The organism is Erysipelotrichaceae bacterium 66202529 (assembly GCA_017161075.1).
Classification (GTDB): Bacteria; Bacillota_I; Bacilli_A; order Erysipelotrichales; family Erysipelotrichaceae; genus Clostridium_AQ.
Map to the genome: position 1 here is coordinate 797,398 of CP046174.1, position 19,742 is coordinate 817,139.

The 19,742-nt window shown below is 42.5% G+C and carries 25 protein-coding genes, 2 tRNA genes and 1 riboswitch; of the genes, 23 read left to right on the forward strand and 4 right to left on the reverse strand.

The window, feature by feature from the left end:
* The first annotated feature begins 219 nt into the window (after positions 1 to 219).
* Positions 220 to 400: riboswitch (cobalamin riboswitch) on the forward strand.
* Between the two features lie 76 nt (positions 401 to 476).
* The 9 genes from GKZ87_03720 to GKZ87_03760 all read left to right on the forward strand — a co-directional run bounded on the left by GKZ87_03720 (position 477) and on the right by GKZ87_03760 (position 7,559).
* A complete protein-coding gene (locus GKZ87_03720; protein ID QSI24679.1) occupies positions 477 to 968 on the forward strand; it encodes an ATP:cob(I)alamin adenosyltransferase in 492 nt (163 codons plus the stop codon).
* On the forward strand, positions 965 to 1,477 hold the full coding sequence (locus tag GKZ87_03725; GenBank protein ID QSI24680.1) for a cytochrome B: 513 nt from the start codon (positions 965 to 967) through the stop codon (positions 1,475 to 1,477). The genes GKZ87_03720 and GKZ87_03725 overlap by 4 nt, the downstream gene beginning before the upstream one ends.
* Positions 1,461 to 1,898, forward strand: a complete 438-nt coding sequence (locus tag GKZ87_03730) for a DUF4430 domain-containing protein (GenBank protein QSI24681.1) — start codon at positions 1,461 to 1,463, stop codon at positions 1,896 to 1,898. The genes GKZ87_03725 and GKZ87_03730 overlap by 17 nt, the downstream gene beginning before the upstream one ends.
* A 268-nt stretch (positions 1,899 to 2,166) precedes the next feature.
* Entirely contained in the window at positions 2,167 to 2,856 is a 690-nt protein-coding gene (vanR, locus tag GKZ87_03735; GenBank protein ID QSI24682.1) for a VanR-ABDEGLN family DNA-binding response regulator, read from the forward strand.
* On the forward strand, positions 2,853 to 3,992 hold the full coding sequence (locus GKZ87_03740) for a GHKL domain-containing protein (protein ID QSI24683.1): 1,140 nt from the start codon (positions 2,853 to 2,855) through the stop codon (positions 3,990 to 3,992). The genes vanR and GKZ87_03740 overlap by 4 nt, the downstream gene beginning before the upstream one ends.
* A gap of 435 nt (positions 3,993 to 4,427) precedes the next feature.
* Positions 4,428 to 5,345, forward strand: a complete 918-nt coding sequence (locus GKZ87_03745) for a D-alanyl-D-alanine carboxypeptidase (GenBank protein ID QSI24684.1) — start codon at positions 4,428 to 4,430, stop codon at positions 5,343 to 5,345.
* 335 nt (positions 5,346 to 5,680) lie between these two features.
* Positions 5,681 to 6,052 carry a GntR family transcriptional regulator gene (locus GKZ87_03750; GenBank protein QSI24685.1) on the forward strand — a complete coding sequence of 124 codons (372 nt, stop codon included), beginning with the start codon at positions 5,681 to 5,683 and terminating at the stop codon, positions 6,050 to 6,052.
* Positions 6,053 to 6,054: 2 nt separating this feature from the next.
* Positions 6,055 to 6,906 (forward strand): ATP-binding cassette domain-containing protein, encoded by an 852-nt coding sequence (locus tag GKZ87_03755; protein ID QSI24686.1) that lies wholly within the window; start codon positions 6,055 to 6,057, stop codon positions 6,904 to 6,906.
* A complete protein-coding gene (locus tag GKZ87_03760; GenBank protein ID QSI24687.1) occupies positions 6,903 to 7,559 on the forward strand; it encodes an ABC-2 transporter permease in 657 nt (218 codons plus the stop codon). The genes GKZ87_03755 and GKZ87_03760 overlap by 4 nt, the downstream gene beginning before the upstream one ends.
* A 374-nt stretch (positions 7,560 to 7,933) precedes the next feature.
* Here the strand turns inward: GKZ87_03760 and GKZ87_03765 are convergent, their stop codons facing one another.
* Together GKZ87_03765 and GKZ87_03770 are read right to left on the reverse strand one after the other, a co-directional pair.
* A complete protein-coding gene (locus tag GKZ87_03765; protein QSI24688.1) occupies positions 7,934 to 9,004 on the reverse strand; it encodes a spore cortex-lytic protein in 1,071 nt (356 codons plus the stop codon).
* On the reverse strand, positions 8,998 to 9,378 hold the full coding sequence (locus tag GKZ87_03770; protein ID QSI24689.1) for a carboxypeptidase regulatory-like domain-containing protein: 381 nt from the start codon (positions 9,376 to 9,378) through the stop codon (positions 8,998 to 9,000). The genes GKZ87_03765 and GKZ87_03770 overlap by 7 nt, the downstream gene beginning before the upstream one ends.
* A 158-nt stretch (positions 9,379 to 9,536) precedes the next feature.
* On the opposite strand from GKZ87_03770, the gene GKZ87_03775 reads away from it, so the two are divergent.
* The gene (locus GKZ87_03775; protein ID QSI27873.1) at positions 9,537 to 10,226 is read left to right on the forward strand and encodes an N-acetylmuramoyl-L-alanine amidase; all 690 of its coding nucleotides are present in this window, start codon (positions 9,537 to 9,539) and stop codon (positions 10,224 to 10,226) included.
* 119 nt (positions 10,227 to 10,345) lie between these two features.
* On the opposite strand, the gene GKZ87_03780 is transcribed toward GKZ87_03775, so the two are convergent.
* The gene (locus tag GKZ87_03780) at positions 10,346 to 10,585 is read right to left on the reverse strand and encodes a hypothetical protein (protein QSI24690.1); all 240 of its coding nucleotides are present in this window, start codon (positions 10,583 to 10,585) and stop codon (positions 10,346 to 10,348) included.
* 40 nt (positions 10,586 to 10,625) lie between these two features.
* Here GKZ87_03780 and GKZ87_03785 point away from each other — a divergent pair, with 40 nt between their 5' ends.
* The gene (locus tag GKZ87_03785) at positions 10,626 to 10,802 is read left to right on the forward strand and encodes a hypothetical protein (GenBank protein ID QSI24691.1); all 177 of its coding nucleotides are present in this window, start codon (positions 10,626 to 10,628) and stop codon (positions 10,800 to 10,802) included.
* 200 nt (positions 10,803 to 11,002) lie between these two features.
* Here GKZ87_03785 and GKZ87_03790 read toward each other — a convergent pair whose 3' ends face one another.
* Complete coding sequence (locus GKZ87_03790) at positions 11,003 to 11,854, reverse strand: tyrosine-type recombinase/integrase (protein ID QSI24692.1); 852 nt, start codon at positions 11,852 to 11,854, stop codon at positions 11,003 to 11,005.
* Positions 11,855 to 12,471: 617 nt separating this feature from the next.
* Between GKZ87_03790 and GKZ87_03795 the strand changes: the two genes are divergently transcribed.
* From GKZ87_03795 to GKZ87_03850, 12 genes are all read left to right on the forward strand, one after another.
* Positions 12,472 to 12,548: transfer RNA gene (locus GKZ87_03795), tRNA-Ile, on the forward strand.
* Between the two features lie 18 nt (positions 12,549 to 12,566).
* A tRNA-Ala gene (locus tag GKZ87_03800) sits at positions 12,567 to 12,642 on the forward strand.
* A gap of 146 nt (positions 12,643 to 12,788) precedes the next feature.
* On the forward strand, positions 12,789 to 13,127 hold the full coding sequence (locus tag GKZ87_03805; protein ID QSI24693.1) for a hypothetical protein: 339 nt from the start codon (positions 12,789 to 12,791) through the stop codon (positions 13,125 to 13,127).
* A gap of 12 nt (positions 13,128 to 13,139) precedes the next feature.
* Entirely contained in the window at positions 13,140 to 13,361 is a 222-nt protein-coding gene (locus GKZ87_03810; GenBank protein QSI24694.1) for a hypothetical protein, read from the forward strand.
* Positions 13,362 to 13,363: 2 nt separating this feature from the next.
* Entirely contained in the window at positions 13,364 to 14,911 is a 1,548-nt protein-coding gene (locus GKZ87_03815) for a hypothetical protein (GenBank protein ID QSI24695.1), read from the forward strand.
* A 271-nt stretch (positions 14,912 to 15,182) separates the two neighbouring features.
* Complete coding sequence (locus GKZ87_03820) at positions 15,183 to 15,857, forward strand: hypothetical protein (protein ID QSI24696.1); 675 nt, start codon at positions 15,183 to 15,185, stop codon at positions 15,855 to 15,857.
* A 45-nt stretch (positions 15,858 to 15,902) separates the two neighbouring features.
* Entirely contained in the window at positions 15,903 to 16,130 is a 228-nt protein-coding gene (locus tag GKZ87_03825; GenBank protein QSI24697.1) for a hypothetical protein, read from the forward strand.
* 179 nt (positions 16,131 to 16,309) lie between these two features.
* Entirely contained in the window at positions 16,310 to 16,801 is a 492-nt protein-coding gene (locus tag GKZ87_03830; GenBank protein ID QSI24698.1) for a thermonuclease, read from the forward strand.
* 15 nt (positions 16,802 to 16,816) lie between these two features.
* Positions 16,817 to 17,083, forward strand: a complete 267-nt coding sequence (locus tag GKZ87_03835) for a hypothetical protein (GenBank protein ID QSI24699.1) — start codon at positions 16,817 to 16,819, stop codon at positions 17,081 to 17,083.
* A gap of 220 nt (positions 17,084 to 17,303) precedes the next feature.
* A complete protein-coding gene (locus GKZ87_03840) occupies positions 17,304 to 18,026 on the forward strand; it encodes an AAA family ATPase (GenBank protein ID QSI24700.1) in 723 nt (240 codons plus the stop codon).
* Position 18,027: 1 nt separating this feature from the next.
* The gene (locus GKZ87_03845; GenBank protein ID QSI24701.1) at positions 18,028 to 19,044 is read left to right on the forward strand and encodes a hypothetical protein; all 1,017 of its coding nucleotides are present in this window, start codon (positions 18,028 to 18,030) and stop codon (positions 19,042 to 19,044) included.
* A gap of 68 nt (positions 19,045 to 19,112) precedes the next feature.
* Complete coding sequence (locus tag GKZ87_03850; protein ID QSI24702.1) at positions 19,113 to 19,673, forward strand: hypothetical protein; 561 nt, start codon at positions 19,113 to 19,115, stop codon at positions 19,671 to 19,673.
* Positions 19,674 to 19,742: the final 69 nt, after the last annotated feature.

The following is a 19,742-nucleotide window of genomic DNA, read 5'->3' on the forward strand; positions in this document are numbered from 1 at the left end:
ATCATAAATGAGCTTTACATCACAATACTTCGAAACATCGTATAGAGTAATCGAAGCATAAACAACCATTATTCTGATAAAAGAAATACTGAAAGCAGAACATTTCTCTGCATTTTTCTTGCTTGCATAATAAAAGGTCGAGTCATTAAGAGGTAAAAAACAAACCTGCATTTTCTATAGACAGAAGGCGCTTGTACCTATATAATAGAGAATGAATGAATGAAAAGAAGCATGACAGGTGTATGAAAATACCGAACAAGGAATGGAAGCGAACAGCTCCAGCTGCCCCAGCAACCGTGATATGGACGAAATCCAGTGACCATTGTACCACACAGGTATGAGAAGGTGGAGAGTAGGATGAAATTAAGCCGGGAGACTTGCCTGTTATGCAAACAGAGTTTTCTGCTGGGTGTGGAGAATATAGATTTTTTAATATGTTTTCTACCCGCTGTCGTAAAGAAAGTGAGGGTAAAAAAATGAGTGTTGAATATTGTGCATATCCTTTTCTGAAGGAAGAAAGCAACCTGTGTGATTACGAAATCGCTACCGATCGACTGGCATCCATGCTGTCCGTCGCCAGACATCACATTCGTCATATTCCACAGGAGGATCTCCTTCAACTCATGGAAATGATTTATCACGCCAATGGATCCATACGTGGTAATTGTGCCATAAGAGATATAGAGCTACAGAAGCTGAACATCCTTTATGCACGTTACAGCATGCATATGGATCATTTTGTCCTGCCTGATGGCTGTATCGGTGCCAGTTATCTGCATGTACTTCGTGCGGAAACCAAAGCAGTCATACGCATTATGCATCGGATACAGCAGGAAGGGAAAACGGTGGAAGCCGTTCTGTTCGATTTCATGAACCTGCTTTCTAACACCTTTTTCATGTTGTGCCTGTATGAAAATAAACATGACGGTTTTTTGGAAAGGGAATTTATAAGCAGGTCATATGTATGAAAGCGAGAGAGCTGTGCTTTATAGCCGTTATCGCTTCGATTGAAGCAGTTGTGTTTACATCATTTTCATTCATTCTATATCTGGAATGCATCACATTCACCATTGTGCTATTTGCGATGATATTTCAGACAAGGCAGGCTGTCCTGGGGGCAGTGGTATTTACCATACTGAATCTGAGTATGCAGGGGATCACTCCATGGTCATTGATGTACTGTCTGATTTACCCGCTGTATAGTCTGATTGTGGGCTGCAGCAGAAATTTTCTGAACAGACATTTTTTTGTCCTGGTATTCACCTGCGGATTTCTGTCATTTCTGACAGGTCAGCTGGTACAACTGCCGTTTATGCTTATATCGGATAAAATAACACTGATCTATATGCTGCTGGGATTAAAGACATCTCTTATTCAGGGAGGTATGTCCATGGCATTGTGTGGGGTATGTTATAAACCGATTGCGGCTGTCTTAAAACAATTGGAAAGGAGATTGCAAAATGGGAAAGCTATGTAAGATTTTATTGGTATCTGCCATACTGCTGATTGGCGGATGCTCAACAAAGGAAAGTGAAAAGAAGGAGCCTGTAAGTGACAATACAGAGCGTACGACTCTGAAAATCACCATTAAGGATGAGGTAAACAATAAGGAGCTGTTTAGTGGGGATGTTAGTGTTGAAGGAAAAACGGAAACACTAGCTGACTTTCTGGAAAAAGCGAAGGATTTGGATGTCGTCATGGAGGATGGTCAGTATGGTAAGACTATCATGGGATTGAAGGGTGTCGAAACCAAGGATTTCAATAAAGGACCATGGTGGCTGTATGAATCAGAAAACAACGAATCCTGCAAAGCGGCAGGAAGCTGCGATGCCGCAAGCAGTCTGAAAATTAAAGACGGTGATGATTTTACATTCAAATATACTGCATCCTTCAGCTAACAAAGCGACTTTTATTACCAGCTGCTGAAGTATACGAAATTTCTACATACAAACAGGAGGCTGTGGCTCTATGGGCTGCAGCTTTCTCTTTTTTCATGTCGGCTCCTGTCTCTTATGGATAATATTGTAAAAATACACAAATAAAGCAGAAGGTATCAAGATACCTAGCGATGATTTATCTTAAATTAAGTGAAATGTAAGGATGTTATAAGTTACCCTCTGCTATAATGTAGCTGATAAATATAAAAAGAATTGAGAGGGAATACATATGAATATTCTTGTTGTGGATGATGAACAGGAAATTGCCGGTCTTGTTGAGATTTATCTGAAAAATGAAAACTATGATGTGGACGTATGCTATACAGGTACACAGGCACTGCAAAATATCCAAAAGCATACCTATGATCTGGCTATTCTGGATGTGATGCTGCCGGATATGGACGGCTTTACGATTTGTAAAACCATACGGCAGAAGCATACCTGGCCAATTATCATGCTGACGGCAAAGGAACAGGATATTGACAAAATCACTGGCCTGATGATTGGTGCGGATGACTATATGACCAAGCCCTTTCAGCCGTTGGAGCTTGTGGCAAGAGTCAAGGCACAGCTGCGAAGATATAAACGTTATAACGTACAGCAAAAAGCACAGGAGCTTAGTTATTTAGGACTTGTTATGAATCGGGACTTGCATATATGCAGGCTGAATGAAAAGGATGTATCTCTGACACCGATAGAATTTCGCATACTCTGGTATCTGTGTGAACGACAGGGAAAGGTTGTCAGTGCAAAGGAGCTCTATACTGCTATATGGCAGGAGGAATATCTGACCTCCAGCAACAATACGCTGATGGTGCATATACGTCATATCCGTGAAAAGATGCATGATCGTGGGGAGCATCCGCGATATATTCAGAATGTGTGGGGTGTTGGTTATAAGCTGGGGGATTCACTGTGAAACGGACAGCTTGGATATTGCTTGCGGCTGCGGCTGCCGTTGGTGGTTTATTTCTGATTGCGGATATGCTAGGGAATGGAATTTTTCTTGAATTTTTATCAGAACAGCTTTTTTATATGCAGGAGTACACAGATACAACCGGAGTCCTGCATCAGTATCTTTCGCCGGACTGGAGCCGCATCAAGCTTCTGCTTTTTCTGTTGACAATGCTTACCGTCGGCGGCTGCATTATCATTGTACGACTCCAGGTGAGAAAAGCAGCCTTTCAACATAAGGAGGATATGCAAAAGGCGGTGGAAAAAGCACTGCATCAGTTTCTGGAGGAGCGTGATTTCTACCTTCCGGAAGGATATGGCGGTATCGAGGCTTTACTGCTGCAGATACGGGCAAAGGAACAGAAACAGCTTGATTTGCTGGAAAAACAAACCCGACAGAAGCATGATCTCATTTCCTATCTGGCACATGATATGAAAACACCACTGGCATCCGTCATCGGTTATCTGAATTTATTAAATGATGTAAAGGATATACCACAGCCGCAAAAGGAAGCCTATCTTAGGATTACACTGGATAAAGCAGACAGGCTGGAGGGATTGATTGATGAGTTTTTTGATATAACGCGATTTAATCTGCATGATATTGTTATATCCAGAGGAAAACTACAATTGGATTTTCTACTGGAGCAGCTTAAGGAACAGTTTTATCCTATCCTGAGAGCACAGCATAAGCAGCTGCATCTGGATATTGCAGAGGGAGCTGTCTGCTATGGCGATGCGGATAAGCTTGCAAGAGCCTTTAATAATATACTGAAAAATGCCATATCCTACAGTTATCCGAATACAGAAATTCATGTACAGGTTACCTGTGATGAAACCAATACGGTTTTAAAGTTTCTTAATCAGGGGGATGAAATACCAAAACAGAAGCTGGATATCATTTTTGAGAAGTTTTATCGTCTGGATCAGGCAAGGTCAACAGCTTCCGGAGGTGCCGGTCTTGGTCTGGCAATCGCCAAGGAGATAATAGAAGCACATGACGGACATATATATGCACAAAGCAATCTGCAGGAAACGGTTTTTATTGTCGAGCTTCCCTTGCATCCGTCTGTAGAGGAGCATACAGCTGTACAATCATGAATGAAACTTCTTTCCCCGATATAATAACTGAACTGTAGAGAATATATTTTTGCATAATCATAAAGCTGTAGGAGAAATGCCAGCTGCCATATTTTCTGTAATTTATGCTGCAGATACAAACGCAGCCGATAGATTCTTCAAGGCTCAATAAGCCTTTCAACGTGATTGATAAAAAATTCTGGATGAAGCATACAGGCATATGACTGTATGGCAATGGCAATCACCGATATCCGTTCTTCCTTCCCTATACAGTATACGAAAACACCTGCGGGTGTTTTTTTGCATGTAGAGGCTCTGCATTGAAAAATAAGACTATTGTAATTGCGTTTACCAATGCGCAACTCATATTAAGTGATGCTTAAGAAAGTGTTAAGCCGTCAGTTTTATTTGTCAAAGCACAGTATGGTTCAATAGAGCTGTAAAGGAGCTGATGCTATGAAACGATTGAAAAGGCTGCTGCTCGCAGGGCTTTTGGTAACGGCTTTATCCTATGCTGTAATGCCGCTGTTATCGGGTGGAGAAAAGGAAAAGCCGATAATACATACGGAAAACCAGCAGCTGCAACTGGAAAAGAAGCTGTACAGCAAAAATTATATTCTGATTAGACAAAGGGATGGAAAGGTGCTGCTGCATCAGAATGAGGAAGATGAAATAGCTCCGGCTTCATTGACAAAGCTTATGAGTGTGTATACAGCTTTGCAGCATATAGAAAATTTGCAGGAAACCGTACAGGTACCGGCATCTATATTTCCTAAGCTGGAAAGAGAGCAGGCATCCATGGCCGGTTTTATAGGGAATGAGGAGGTAACCTATGAGGATTTGATTTATGGAGCCTTACTGCCAAGTGGGGCCGATGCCTGTATGACATTGGCAATCACTCTTTATGGAAGTGAAGATGCCTTTGTTGCAGAGATGAATGTACAGGCACAGCGTCTCGGATTGAAGAATACCAGATTTCACAACTGTACAGGACTTGATGAAGAAGGGCATGTCAGCAGTGTCAGCGATATTGCGACTTTGCTGAAGGCCGCTCTGCAGCTGCCTCAGTTTACGGAAGCCTTCCATGCCCCTTATTACAGTATGGCCCCCAGCAACAAACATTCGGAAGGGATGACAATATACTCCACCATGCGCTCGACAATGGATCAGCATGCGTTAAGCGATACCGCAATTCTTGGTGGGAAAACAGGATATACCAAGGCTGCCGGTCTATGTCTGGCATCTCAGGCGAAGATAGGAAATGAGACATGGCTGTTTGTCAGTGCTCATGCCGCAGGTTCTGCAGAAACAAAGCCATATCATATACTGGACGCGATGAATGTATATGATACGTTACAACAGTCAGCACAGTAAAAGACCTGGAATTGCAGATAACAATAGTAATTGATCCATAAGGTGATTCGCTGATATGCGACTGCGTGCTTCCTGGATAAAGCTGTAGTATAGGGCTGTTTAATTAGGATGCTTTGTCTTTCAGTAAAACGTGCTTTCATTACAGAGAAGCAAAAGAATCCATCAGCCTGCTTGACATGTGCAAGCACTATCGGAATATCAAACTGATTATATCTCAGAAGCAGAAAACCATATTTGAATTATATAAACTTCATTCATTTTGCAATAAACAGTATATAACAGTTGACAACAGTTATATACTGTTATATACTGTTTATGAACAGAGGAGGTATCTCATGAAAATCATTATAAACAACTCTTCCATGACCCCGATCTATGAGCAGGTAATGGAACAGATGAAAGCTATGATCCTGAATGAGGAACTGAAGGAAGGCAATATCCTGCCATCTGTTCGCTCTTTATCAAAAGATCTTAAAATATCCGCCCTTACGGTTAAGAAAGCGTACGATAATCTGGAAGCGGAAGGGTTTGTGATAACAGTTCACGGCAAAGGGACATATGTAGCCGGCATGAACAGGGAGCTGATGATGGAGGAGCATAAAAAGGAAATCGAAGCCGATTTGGACATGGCCATTCAAAAAGGCAGAAGATGCGGGATGGAGGACAGCGAATTATCGGAGCTGTTCCATCTGCTACTGGAGGAATGATTATGTTGAAACTGCAAAATGTTGTAAAGAATTATGGTGCATTTTCCCTGCACTGCAGTCTGGAATTAAAACAGGGACAAATCAGTGCATTGATCGGACAGAACGGTGCTGGAAAAAGTACAACCTTCAAAGCCATTCTGGGATTGATTTCCATAGATGGCGGAGACATTGAAATATTTGGAAAGCCGATACAGGATATAACCCTGCAGGAAAAGGAAAGCATTGGTGTTGTATTATCCGATTCCGGCTTCAGCGGATATCTGAACATTAAGGATATCTTGCCAGTTATGGACAATATGTATAGACAGTTTGAAAAGGCAGAATTTCTGCGGCAATGCCAGAGATTTGCTCTGCCGCTGGATAAGCAGCTGCGTGAATTTTCCACAGGAATGAAAGCTAAGCTGAAGGCACTGCTTGCATTATCACATCATGCGAAGCTGTTAATTCTGGATGAACCAACAGCGGGTCTGGATGTTGTCGCAAGGGATGAGCTGCTGGATATGCTGCGTGAGTATATGGAACAAAATGAGGATGCCTGTATGCTGGTAAGCTCTCATATATCCTCCGATCTGGAGGGCCTGTGTGATGATTTGTACATGATTCATCAGGGCTCTATTGTCATGCATGAGGATACCGATGTATTATTGAGTGATTATGCTCTACTGAAGATGGATGAAAAACAATATGCAGAGCTAGATAAGCGCTATCTGCTGCGCCGCCGCAGGGAGTCATATGGCTGGGCTGCCTTGACGAATCAAAAGCAGTATTATATGGAGAATTATCCACAGCTCACGGTGGAAAAAGGCTCTATTGATGATGTGATTATGATGATGATACGAGGTGAACAGATATGAAAGGGTTACTGATTAAGGATATAAAGCTCATGAAGAATCAAAAGAATTTCTTCTTTATCATGCTGTTTGTGGCTGTTGCTATGTTGTTTGCCGAATTCGACTCAAGCTTTGTTGTCAGCTACTTCACCATGATTGCGTCCATGTTTGTGCTGAGTACGATCAGCTATGATGAATATGACAACGGCTATGCATTTTTATTCACCATGCCCTTCGCAAGAAAAGCCTATGTAAAGGAAAAATATATGTTTTCCATACTGATGGGAGGCTGTGCCTGGGGTATATCTGTTATTCTTTCCGGTATTTTGACTGCCATAAGAAGCCCGCAGATAGGAATTATGGAATGGCTGCCGGTGGATTTGCTGTTTATTTGTATGATATTTCTGTTTGCATCTGTTATGATACCGGTACAACTGAAATTTGGCGGAGAGCGAGGCAGAGTTGCGTTGCTGCTAGCTGTCGGTGTTGCCGTAATCGGTGGTATGGGGATTATCAAGCTTGTTGAAGTACTGCATCTTGACATAGATACCCTGCTCACATCCATGAGTATGCTGAATATGGTTCAGATTGGTGCAGCCATCGCGATTTTCTCTATCACTTTTCTAATGATATCCTATCAGATCAGCTGTCGTATTATGAAGAAAAAAGAATTTTAGAGGCAGATGCCGGATGAGGGTGTCATCCTACAGAGAATACAAAAACAAGAGATTTTCAGAAGCTGCTGTTGCTATATCAGCACGCGATGGAAATCTCTTTTTATTAGTATCTCAGGAATAGGGGAATGCTGTGATTATATCTGAAATTGATTGTATCACAAAAGGATATAGCAAATATTCATATGCTCAAAAAATGTATTTGAAGGTATCCAAAGGAGCCTATCTGAATGCTTCCAAAGGTAAGGTTACCCGCAGGCTGCTGAATGAATAAGTACCTGTAGCTGCCGAAAAGAAAATAACGGAAGGCGAAATGAACCTCCTTTTTCTGGCTGTCCAAATTAGGGGGTTCATTTCAGGTTAAGGAATAGCTTTTTTTATTCAACGATTGCCACATAGGTTTCATAAATGGAATTCCATGTATAGCGTCCGACCAGCCCATCTACTGCAAGCCCAAATTCCCGTTGATAAGCACGCACAGCGCGATCCAATCCTGGCCCAAAACGGCTGTCAATACTTACAGAGGGAATGGATGGATAACGTTGTGAAATGATGGAAAGGAAATACTGCAGCTGCTGAACCTCGATGCCGACATCTCCCTGCCGAAGTACTCTTCCTGTCCAAAGACCTGTGAAATATCCTTCCAGTCTTCCCAGACTGCCAAGCTCGGCCAGCTTTCGCACAGCTACATAAATGCGTGAGATATAATACCAGGTGGACTGTCCGACAATGCCGTCTGCAGTCAGATTAAACTGACGCTGAAAGGTTCTTACCGCACTTTCCGTCTGTGCTCCAAAGATACCATCCGGCGGATAGATGAGAGGAATATTCGGATAATTGACAGCGATAGCATTCAACAGCTCCTGAATGATGAAAACCGGCTCACCACTGCTTCCCACACGCAAGGCATAGCCCGGATAGGAGGGCGTATTATACTGCCAGTTATCTGTTCCCAGAAACTGCATCTGATCCCCGTAATAATAACGTATGATTCTATAGGAGTCATACCCGCGGTTTGCCAGATCCAGCGTTCCCCATTGCTTTAGACCCGGACACTGTGCAATCTTACCATCACAATATTCGGCATAATAAGGCTCCCGGTAAAACGGCTTTTTCAGAAAATCCCCCATGACCTCATCCACAACAGCCGCAATGTTGTCATAAATATTGCGTCCCCGTACAAATGCCTGATCAAATGCTGTAGAGTTGGTGATATCAAATGAATATCCTCTGCTGCGATACCATTCTGTATAAATCCGATTTAAGGCAAGGGACATCTGACACCAGATATTGGCACGCAAGGCCTCATACGGCCAGGTTGGATAGATTTCACTGGAAGCGACATTTTTAATATAATCCACAAAGCCGACAGTTACATTTTCCGCACTTGCTGTCGGTCTTCCCAAATGAACCGTGATGGTTACAGGAAGTATGATTTCTTCTAGCATGCGCGGCAACCTCCTCCCTCATGAAGCTGATGCTCTCCAATATCTAGTATATTACTTACGCTTTGCTCATCGGCATTCTGCATGACAATCGTTAGTGTTGAATCTGTTTCTGCGAATATCTGTACACCATTTCGTACTTCTGTCACATACCCCTCCTTGGCAACATGAATATCATACTGCCCATAGGGACGTGTCAGTGAATGGATATCAGTTGAATGTGCACTGTCCGGAGCATCCAGAGCGATACGCTCGCTTCTGCCATTTTCATCTGTCATACAATCCATGATAAATACAGAACCACGTTCGTCCCGGTGAAAGACACTAACGCGTGCATTTGAGATTGGCTGTGCAGTTTCCTCCATGGCTTGTACCATGACATATCCTTTTGTGATAGTATCACCTCCTTTACAGCGTATGCCGCAAATGTCCGGGGTATCGGGTCAATTGCCCTTCTGCTTAGCATTGCAGAACAAAAAGTTCACGGCAAAGATTATTTTTAAGATTAACATTACATATACTTGAAAAGGTGAAGATAATGAAAAGAAAAAAATACCTGCTTGGTGCAGGGCTGCTTTGTACCATTCTGGCAGCATCCCTCTGTTTATCGCATATTACCTCTGTATCTGCCAAACGCGCTTTTCATGCACTGGATGGTGTGGAAATCGTTTTAGATCCGGGACATGGCGGAAAGGATGACGGTGCGCGCAGCAATGAGGCAAAAGAACAGGAAATCAATCTGAAAATTGCGCAGAAGTTGAAAAAGCTTTTGGAAACAGGAGGGGCGCATGTTACCATGACACGGGAGGGCGCCTATGATCTGGCAAGTGAGAATGCCACAAACCGTAAGCGTGAGGATATGAAAAAACGTATGGAGCTGATTAACCAGGAAAAAACAGATTTATTTCTCAGTATTCATTTAAATTCCTATCCCAATACCAGCGTAAAAGGAGCACAGGCATTTTATGCGCCAAAGAATGAAGTGTCAAAAGTATTTGCGGATATCTTGCAGAAGCATCTGCGTGCGCTGACACAAACAAAAATGACAAGTAAGCCGGGAGATTATTATATTCTCAATAACGCAGAAAAAATTGGCTCGCTGGTAGAATGTGGCTTCCTTTCCAACGCTGAGGATCGTGCAAAGCTGATAACGGATGAGTATCAGCAGAAGATGGCGCAGACCTTGTATGACAGCATCCTGGAATACTTTAATTTTCTTTCCTGATACATTGTTTGCGTATGTAGTCTATAAAATTTATGGGGAAGGGATATTTCACTGATGATGGCTACAGTTGAAACAGCCACAGAGAAGGCATGTATATAAAGAATGTACTCAGTCTTCTGCTAGGGAGTTTTTCTGAAATATAAAATGAGCTGCTGTTCCTTCTGTGAGCCGGATATAATGAGCCTGTCATCTGTGTTGGCTGCTGGGATTTTTTCATCATTCAATACAAGTTGCACAAGCTCACAGCCATTATCCGGTAACAGGGAAAATAGTTTTCGCCGGTGTCTTGTCAACACATAAGTCCCTTCCTTACGATAGGCTTTTCCATCAAAAAAGCTGCCGTTACCATGCACTTTCACAGAAAGCAGAGAGTGTGTCTGTGTTTCTTCTAATTCAGGAATGATGAGGAGCTTATGTGTGCGGGAGGGTCTTGCCATGATGAAAAAACAGCTTGTCGCAAGCAGGATAGCGAGCATTGATGATATATGCAAACGGTATGCTTTTTTCCTCATGATTGTTCCTTTCCAGGCTGATGATGCTGTCAGCGCTGCATATGAAAAGACCTGTACCACATAATATGCATTATGTGGTATCCTCTCATTTCTTCTCTACCTGTATATTTTACCATAGTTTCATCAAATCTGCATGCATTTCTTTTTGCGCTTCATGCTTTCCAAACTGCTTGATATTTTACCGTACAAACGCAGATAGCCTGCAGGATATCCGCTATTTCCGTCATAATCCTGTACCACATAATGCATATTATGTGGTATTTTTCAGCATTGCAGCTTCACCAGACCCATACGGGACAGTGTCTTTTCATATTTCTGAAAGCTTGTCATCGTATACATTCTGGTTGTTTCGATAGAGGAATGACCCAGAATATCAGCCAGTCTTACAACATCCTTTTCCATACTGTAAAAGGTAAAGGCAAATAGATGCCGCAGATTATGTGGGAATACTTTATGGCTACTGACATTTGCCACTCTGCACAGCTTTTTCATGGATTTCCATATGTTACTGCGATCCAAGGGCTTTCCGGTCTTTGTGATAAAGATGCATCCTGTTTTAATATTCAGCTTTCTGCAGTATTTCAAAAGCTGCTGTCTGAGCTTTGCAGGAAAAAAGACATTTCGTGTTTTGCCTTTATTATGAACTGTTGTTTTTCTGCACTTTAAAGCCTCAACAGTGATGAAGCTATGCTCAGATACACGAATACCGGTTGCACAGATTGTCTGCAAAAGGAGATACAACCGCTCATCGTGCTGGTTGAGCGCGGCCTGCAGCAAACGCGAATATTCCTTCTTTGTCAGCTCTCTTTCTTTTTCAATGCAGGTGCGTTTCTGTATTTTCAATAATTTTACCCTGCACTCCGTTAAACCGATAAAGGAAAGAAAACAGTTAACAGGAACAAGCATACTGTTAATGCTGGCTGAGGTGTAGGTTTTCATAAGCTCTTCCTTGTATGCGATAATAAGCTGTTTTGAAAGGGTTTGCTCAGAAAAAAGATACGTGAAAAGTCTTGTCACATCACGGATATATTTTTGTATCGTAAGAGTACTTTTTTCCTCCTCAATCAAATAAGTTTTAAAGCTATCGATTTTTTGAAATGCCTCTATATAATCCATGTCGTTATCCTCCTGTGTTTCTTATAATAATAGCATAATTTCAGTCTTGTGATTATGTTGGTAGGCAGCAGACACTAGGCGTAGCACAGTATGCTTTTGTTTGCAGCGTGAACAGCAATAAGTTAAACGTTAAACAGGAGATGCATGAAGAACGATGATATTCATTTTGTTCGGTTCTAGATGAATTTCATATGTTCCTGTTTGTATGAATATGATAACGAAGATTTTTTTACGATGAATGAATCAAGAAAAAGCAATAAATGAAGATACGAAAAGTATCTAAATACTGCAACTATTGCTAGATTATTCAAGCATGATCTAAGAAGCACATCATATATATCATGGCGTTAGTATACGTCATGGCGTTAGTATACGGCCAATTTATCAGGGGATTATGATGCACAGCTCTTATAAAACAGGAAATAAGAACGTAGACACAGCAGCTTGCTGGGAATTAGATTGTTATCCTGCTTGTTTTTCTGGTATCTATTAAATTCCATAGAAATGGTAGAGGCTGTAAAACATAACATTAGAGAAAAATGTATGAAATAAAATATAAAAAATATATTGACATCATTATCTGAATGTGATATTATTAACAGGCATTCGATGGAAATGGGCCTGTAGCTCAGGTGGTTAGAGCGCACCCCTGATAAGGGTGAGGTCGTTGGTTCAAGTCCATTCAGGCCCACCATCGAATTTAAATATACATGGGGTGTTAGCTCAGCTGGGAGAGCACCTGCCTTGCACGCAGGGGGTCATCGGTTCGATCCCGATACGCTCCACCATGACAAATTCAGTCGAACTTCATATCTTAATAGAGTTCGACTTTTTTCATAAAATTGGGAAAAGTTACTATAAGAAGCACTGTAAACAGACTATTACATCTGTATACAGTGCTTTTTTTATTTCTATCTGAAAAAAGGAGGAAAGCATGGAAACCACAAAAGAAAGAAGAAAGCAATACCACTATTATGTTACGAGTAAAGAATATGAACAGATAAGACAGCTCGCAGCTCGTGTTGCTATTCCGGAAGCCGCCGTAGTTAGGATCTGTGTACTTGCTGTTGCTAACACACCTATACTGGAATACATATTTGATGATGGTGTTCTACTTAAAGCAGACTCCTTGTCATTGCTAAAATACTCCCCTACTTTACGGATCATCAACGAAGCAATGAAACAACTGGAGAAACAAGGAGTGCATGTTGATGTATCTGAATTGATATGCAAAGAGATGAATTGGAAGGTTAAAAAACAAAGAGAAAAGTGAGGAGTAGATAACATGGCGAAGAGAAATATCTTTTTCAAACCAAGAATGATTTCAAAAACAAATGAAGAAACATTGTACAATACTTTTCCTTTATATGTGATAACAGTGATGGAGACATTCTTTCTTGCATTGTTGCAGGATGAATTCAATTTACACTCATTTATACTGATATGTCTCGGTGTAATCATTGCCTGTACTGCAGCTTATAAAATCGGACAGAACAGTGGGAAATAGATATGGAAGCAATCGATCTCATCAAAAAGATCCATGCCGGTGCTGATGATACCTGTTATTCCTCCATCCTCACCACTTGGGAGGAAAAATCGAGGTATGAGCGATTGGAAGAGCTGATGTCTCTTTTATGTAAAGGTATGGATATGCAAACGGCCGTAAAGCAGCTGCATATCACTCCGGCCGGTGCGACAGCTTTGCTAAAGGATTGCGAACATATCCGGATGGATAAAGGAAAACGATGTATGTATGATCATATGCTACAGACCTCTATCTTTCTGGACCAATGTGAAGAAATGATGTTTGCTCAAGCGGAAGATGTCTATTATTCACTCAATAGCTTTTATAAGCCTAAGAAAGCAGGCAGTAATGTCAGACATATCAATGCTATGGTATTGGATTTTGACTATTACAAGGATGACAGGTTTATGGACTGGGAAGCTGAAAGATTTTATAAAAAGAAGATTAAGGACAAGCTTCCCTTCCCTCCGACTGCTGTCATGGATTCCGGTCGTGGTCTTTATGTCATCTATGCATTCCAGCACTGTTCCTACCATATGGAAGGTCTCTACAGAGCCATCATGAAGGCGTTCTATATCCGTTTTGAAGAATTATGCATCGATGCCGGTGCGATGCTCATCACGCAGGTGATACGACTACCCGGTACGATCAACAGTAAATCCGGAAGACAGGTAAGGATCCTGCAGTATGAGGATACGGATTACCGTATCCAGGATTTCATTGAAATGCTCCCCTGGTCACAGGAGGAGGTCAAGCAACATCGGCTGAAGAAAAAGGAAAAGAAGAAAAAGCCGGAGAAGGAAGTGAAAAAGGACATATCGGCAAGGAAACCTTATTTTAAAGATTTCTATGAAGACATGCGAAAGCTGATCATCCTAAGGAATCATAACGGCCAGTATGAAGGATACCGAGAGATGCTGCTATATCTTGTAAGAGAAAGAGCCGTCTGGTCGGGATATACGATCAAGGAATCGGTCGACCTTGCTATGGAGCTGAATAAGGAGATGCATCAGCCCTTGTCTGAAAAGGAAGTGGAAACTGTTTGCAGGCCATCACCGGGGAGACACAAATGTTCGATCGCGAAGATCATCGCAAAATTGAACATCACGATGACTGAGCAGAAAAAACTAAAAGTGCTCAAACGGAAATGGTTGAAGAAATCAGAGTATGCCAAAAGGAAACGCAAGAATACACTGACGAATCTAACACCCAAACAGCAGGAGATCCTGGAAAGGAGAACGAGAGTATGTGAACTGAAGAACGTACATCATCTGAAGAACAAGGATATCGCCGATATCCTTGCGGTCGACAGATCTCAAGTCACGAGGGACCTGCAGCATATCAAGCAGAATCCCTCCAGATTCAAGATCTTATTAAAAGATTACATGGATAGGCTGAAGGAAAGAAAAGAAACCGATGACTATCGGCTACGCCTCACCTATCAAAGGCAGCAACAGCTTGAAAAATGGATGGGGTATGCACAGACTGCCCTGGATTACCTAGTGCGTGATCTGGATGTGTCCGTGACCTAAACACAAGCGGAAACGAGGGCCATAGAAATACGTTATTTTAGCAGGTACGCCTGTAACAGATATCGAGGAAACAACTCCTAAAACGGCTGAAATCAAGCCGTGACGCATGTTCTCGGATGCGCAGAGATGAAGGAGTTGCAAAAAAATAGGCAGCATTGAGATATATGTGCAGGGGTGTTTCAGGAGGATATTACAACGATAATTTTCCCCCAATCGATATCTTTTCGAGGGGCATCCCCTTGCTGACGAAAACGAAAGAAAGGACAAGAACATGAAAGAATACAGTATAAAACTAAGACTTACAGCAACAGAGGCAGAACAGCTCGTAAAAGCTGCAGCACAGCACGATCAGTTGGTCTCCGAACTCCTGGAATCCTTCGTATACGACTTGGTCTCTTCCGATGAGCATCGTGGAGGAGATGATGAGACGGAAGCAGCACAACAGTGGTATCAGCGACGCAATGAGGCGTTATACCCGCATCATACGACCCCATTGACAGAAGCCGAAGCACTCCAACACGCGGAATCGGGTGCGCAGAAGCGCTGCATACAGGAAGCTTTCCGGTATGTTCCTCTTTACTTTGAATGGATAAAAGCAACGATGGTAGAGGATGGCGTGATCTTGGAAGATCGAAATCATGAGTGTGTACACTTTTTTATCAACAAACATGATGGTATCGAATTTGATGGTGGATACGGAAACAGCTGTAATGATCTGGAACGCATCTGTACATATGAAAAGATCTCGTGGAAGGATGTGGAAACTCGCCTACGCAGCTATACGAAAGAACATCAACAGGAATTACAGTATCACCTGCGAGAATGTTTCAAACAACTGCCAAAACAAGACGACAGTATCGACTATGTGCAGATAAAGATGACGAGGGATATATATCGTCTGGAAGCGATGCTAAGTGAGATCCTTGGAAACTTCTGTTATGAGTGAGTCACTGTTCGAACTGGATGAAACAGGAGAAGGAGGTAGTGTGATATGAAGCAATCAAAAACAGGAAGGATCCCTGCATGGGTACTATCACATTTGAAAAGATACGGCAATTGTGCCATCGGAAGGAAGGTCGCAAAAGAACTCGGAGATGAATTATTGCCCCTCCTACAGGAAGAGGGTTACGTTTGTGAGTTCCTCACGATCGATCATAGCGGGGAAGGAAAAAGCGGAACGACCTACCTCGTCAGATGCCTATGCGGAAACATAAGATAACAGCTGTATTTCATATGTTGTGCTACTTACATCAAGGCTGTGTCGGATATGCACAGCATATCGAAATGCAGAAATGGATCCGACAAAAAGGATTGCATAATGTCTATCACTTCATGTGGGAAACCTTCCAAGATGCTTGGAAGAGGTGAAAGCGTCATGAATAGAAAGGAAAAACGGAAATGAAGAAAAATATCAGACGTATCATCATCGTATCGGCAATCATACTCTCAGCTGCATTACCCGGGTTGAAGAAACTGCAGCCATTGGAACAGAAAGGCGTGAAGCTGACAAAATGTACGGATGGCGATACCGCCCATTTCATGATCGATGGGCAAGATACGACGGTGCGATTCCTAGCCATCGATACACCGGAGACGAAAAAGCCAAACACGCCGGTACAACCCTATGGCAAAGAAGCAAGCCGATATACATGTGATGCCCTCAGCAGCGCAAAAGAGATCCGTTTGGAATATGAAAAAGAAAAGACCGATAAGTATGGAAGAAATCTAGCCTGGGTATTCGTGGATGATAAGTTATTGCAGGAACAGCTCATACGAAAGGGATACGCCAAAGTAGCGTACCTATACGATGAGTATACATATACCGACAGATTGCAAAAAGCAGAGAAAGAAGCGAAAGCGCAAGAGCTGGGTCTATGGGATAAGGAATAAGGAGGTTTCACACACATGAAAACAACGACAGTATATGAAGAAATCATAGAGCGTGCAAAGGAGATGCAGATCATACAGATGGAGGAGGATCTTCTCGATATCATGATGGATCTTGAAAGTGCAGACGAGACGTTCCACGTACGTTGGGATGACTTATTGGCCGCAGATGATTTCAACTTCGCACATGATGTTTGCGGCATCCGGAATCACATCGTCCGGGATGATTTTCCATCACATGATTTCGGATACTTCGTACCACGTTTTGCGGGAGATAGGACATGATGATCCTGCGGTTAGAATTCGTACACGAAAGTGAAAGGACGCAGCTCCTAAAGAAGATCCGGGAGGATTATATCATCGTGGAAGAAAGTAAGGTGACCCCTTCCAAAAAGAAAAACAGCAAGAAGCTGCTGCAATTCATAGAAATAGAGAAACGGGTCTAGCGGTACCACTCACTGGTACAACGAAAACGAAAACAAAAACGTAAAGAGGAGAAACAGAAATGAATAAGATCATCGCAATAACAAACAGAAAAGGCGGCAGTGGAAAGACGACAACTGCTAAGAATCTAGCATATGACCTCACACTGAAAGGTAAGCGGGTGCTGCTCATCGATCTGGATCCACAGTGCAATGCGACCGAAGGGCTGACGAGTAGAAAGTATAGCCGCACCGTCATTGGGATGCTGGAATGGATGCCGGTACGGAAGTGTATCTACAAAACAAGGTTCAAAGATCTGGATATCCTGCCGGGGAATGATTATCTCGCCAGTACAGAGGTACAAGATGATATCTTGATAAAACAGGTATTACCGGTCCGAGAGGATTATGATCACATCATCATCGACACATCGCCCTATTTCAATAAGCTCACCGCAGAAATACTTAAGATCAGTGACCTGGTCATCATCCCTACTTTGCTTGAAGATGATTCAATGAAAGGCGTCATGACGACGATCCGGGAACTGATGGCATTGTTTGGGGAAAGCATCCGCTGCAGGGTCCTGGCAACGATGGTGGACAGAAGTAAATATGCAGAGAATCTATTCACAGCTTTGAAAGAGGATATCGGATCATTATGCTTCGACACCTATATCCGGGAGAATCGGATACCGGTCCGAAGAGCAAGGCAGCATCATGCGCCGCTCTCTTATCGCTACCGGTATACATCGAAGGCTGCCAGAGACTACGAAAGGCTCACAAAAGAAATACTGGAGGTGATATGATATGGCGAAAAAAAGCATCCTCGGAGAGTTCATGCAAAGCTCTGCAGGAAAGAAACTGGGCTTTGACAATCACATCATGAATATCCATTACACGAAGATAAAGCGACCGCAAAGGAATCGTGAATTGCGAAGGATCGATGAACTGGCCGAAGATATCCGGGAGGACGGTCTGGAAAATAACCTTCTGGTACGAAAGATAGAAAATGACAGATACGAAGTAGAACTGATCGGAGGGGAACGCCGATATTCTGCGATCCTGCGGAATATCGAACATGGAGATATGACCTATGAATATATCCCCTGTAAGGTCTTGACGATGAGCGATATAGACGCACGAAAACGTTTGATTTTGAACAATATGGAAAATGATCCGTTGACGAATGCCGAAAAACTGGAAGCTGTCGAGGAACTGAAAGAGATATACAAAGCAAAGAAGGAGGCCGGCGAAAACATCCCGGGGCGTATCCAGGCAATCATCGCAAGTGAGATGGGGCTGAAGAAATCCCAGGTAGCCAATTATGAGAAGATCCTGAATCATGCATCAGAGGAAGTCAGAGAAAGCATCCGGAAAGAAGAACTACCTCTGGATGCCGCCGCGACACTGGTGGATCTGGATGAAGAAGAACAACGCCGATTTCTAAACGAACATGATACCTACAGTAAGAAAGCGGTGGAGTCCTACAAAGAAGCAAAGCATGCGGAAGAGCAGCCAATCGAAAAGCAGCTCTATTATGATGAACACGACGAAATCCAAGAAATCGATATAGAGGATGTAGATCCAAGGAAGGATACGGAGGATGATGAAGCCTTAGAAAGTGAAGCATGGGACAGCATAACAGATACGATCCCTGTTGAAACGATCGAAGATATCATGACGGATATCGTCAATAACATGGATAAACTGGAGTCGAAACTCCATGGAGTCGAATTCCGTGATGAATATGCACAGTTTCAAAAGATCCAACGAGAGATCGATACATTGATGAAAGGATTAGGTCTGGTCTGTGAAGAGGCGTAATTCCTATATCTTTGTACCAGTGACTGGTACAAGGTCGTGCACAACATGGGGACACATAAGGAGGAGAAATGAAAAATCGCAGAACGGATATATCCTGCAGGATAAAAAAAGCAATCGTAAGTGTAGCGATCGATGTGGCCACGATCATACGAGAGCTATACGCAGTGGACCGAAAAGAGCTGATCGCTCAGATATCTGAAAGGAAAAGAAGAAACTATGAAGTTGCTTTGCATATGGTCAACATAAGCAAAACGATCGCACACCTTGCGATGAATTATCTGCTCATGAAGATCATGTGGCAGATCGTCATGGACCCACCATTCGGCAAAGAAACGTACATGTTCTCATTCGAAGTCTGTCGTGCGTTGTTTGTTTGCTTCACGGTGATCATCGCCTTGATAGAATGCACGAAGTGGATGTGTACAAAGAAATCTACCAATATAGATAAATACCTTCGTATGCTCCCCTATCTGCCGATCAGTGGTGTCGTATATCTATTCATAGCAGATATCGGAAACATAGATATCCTTTATCATATATTCCTTATCTTCCTTCTATTTTCGATATGTAAATCTCTGTCGAAAGCTATGGAACCTATCGTTTATCCATATTCCTCTATATCTCAGTAAACAACGAAAGATCAAGTGTACCAGTGACTGGTACAGCAAAGAAAGGAGTACGTGCATATGATATTTTGG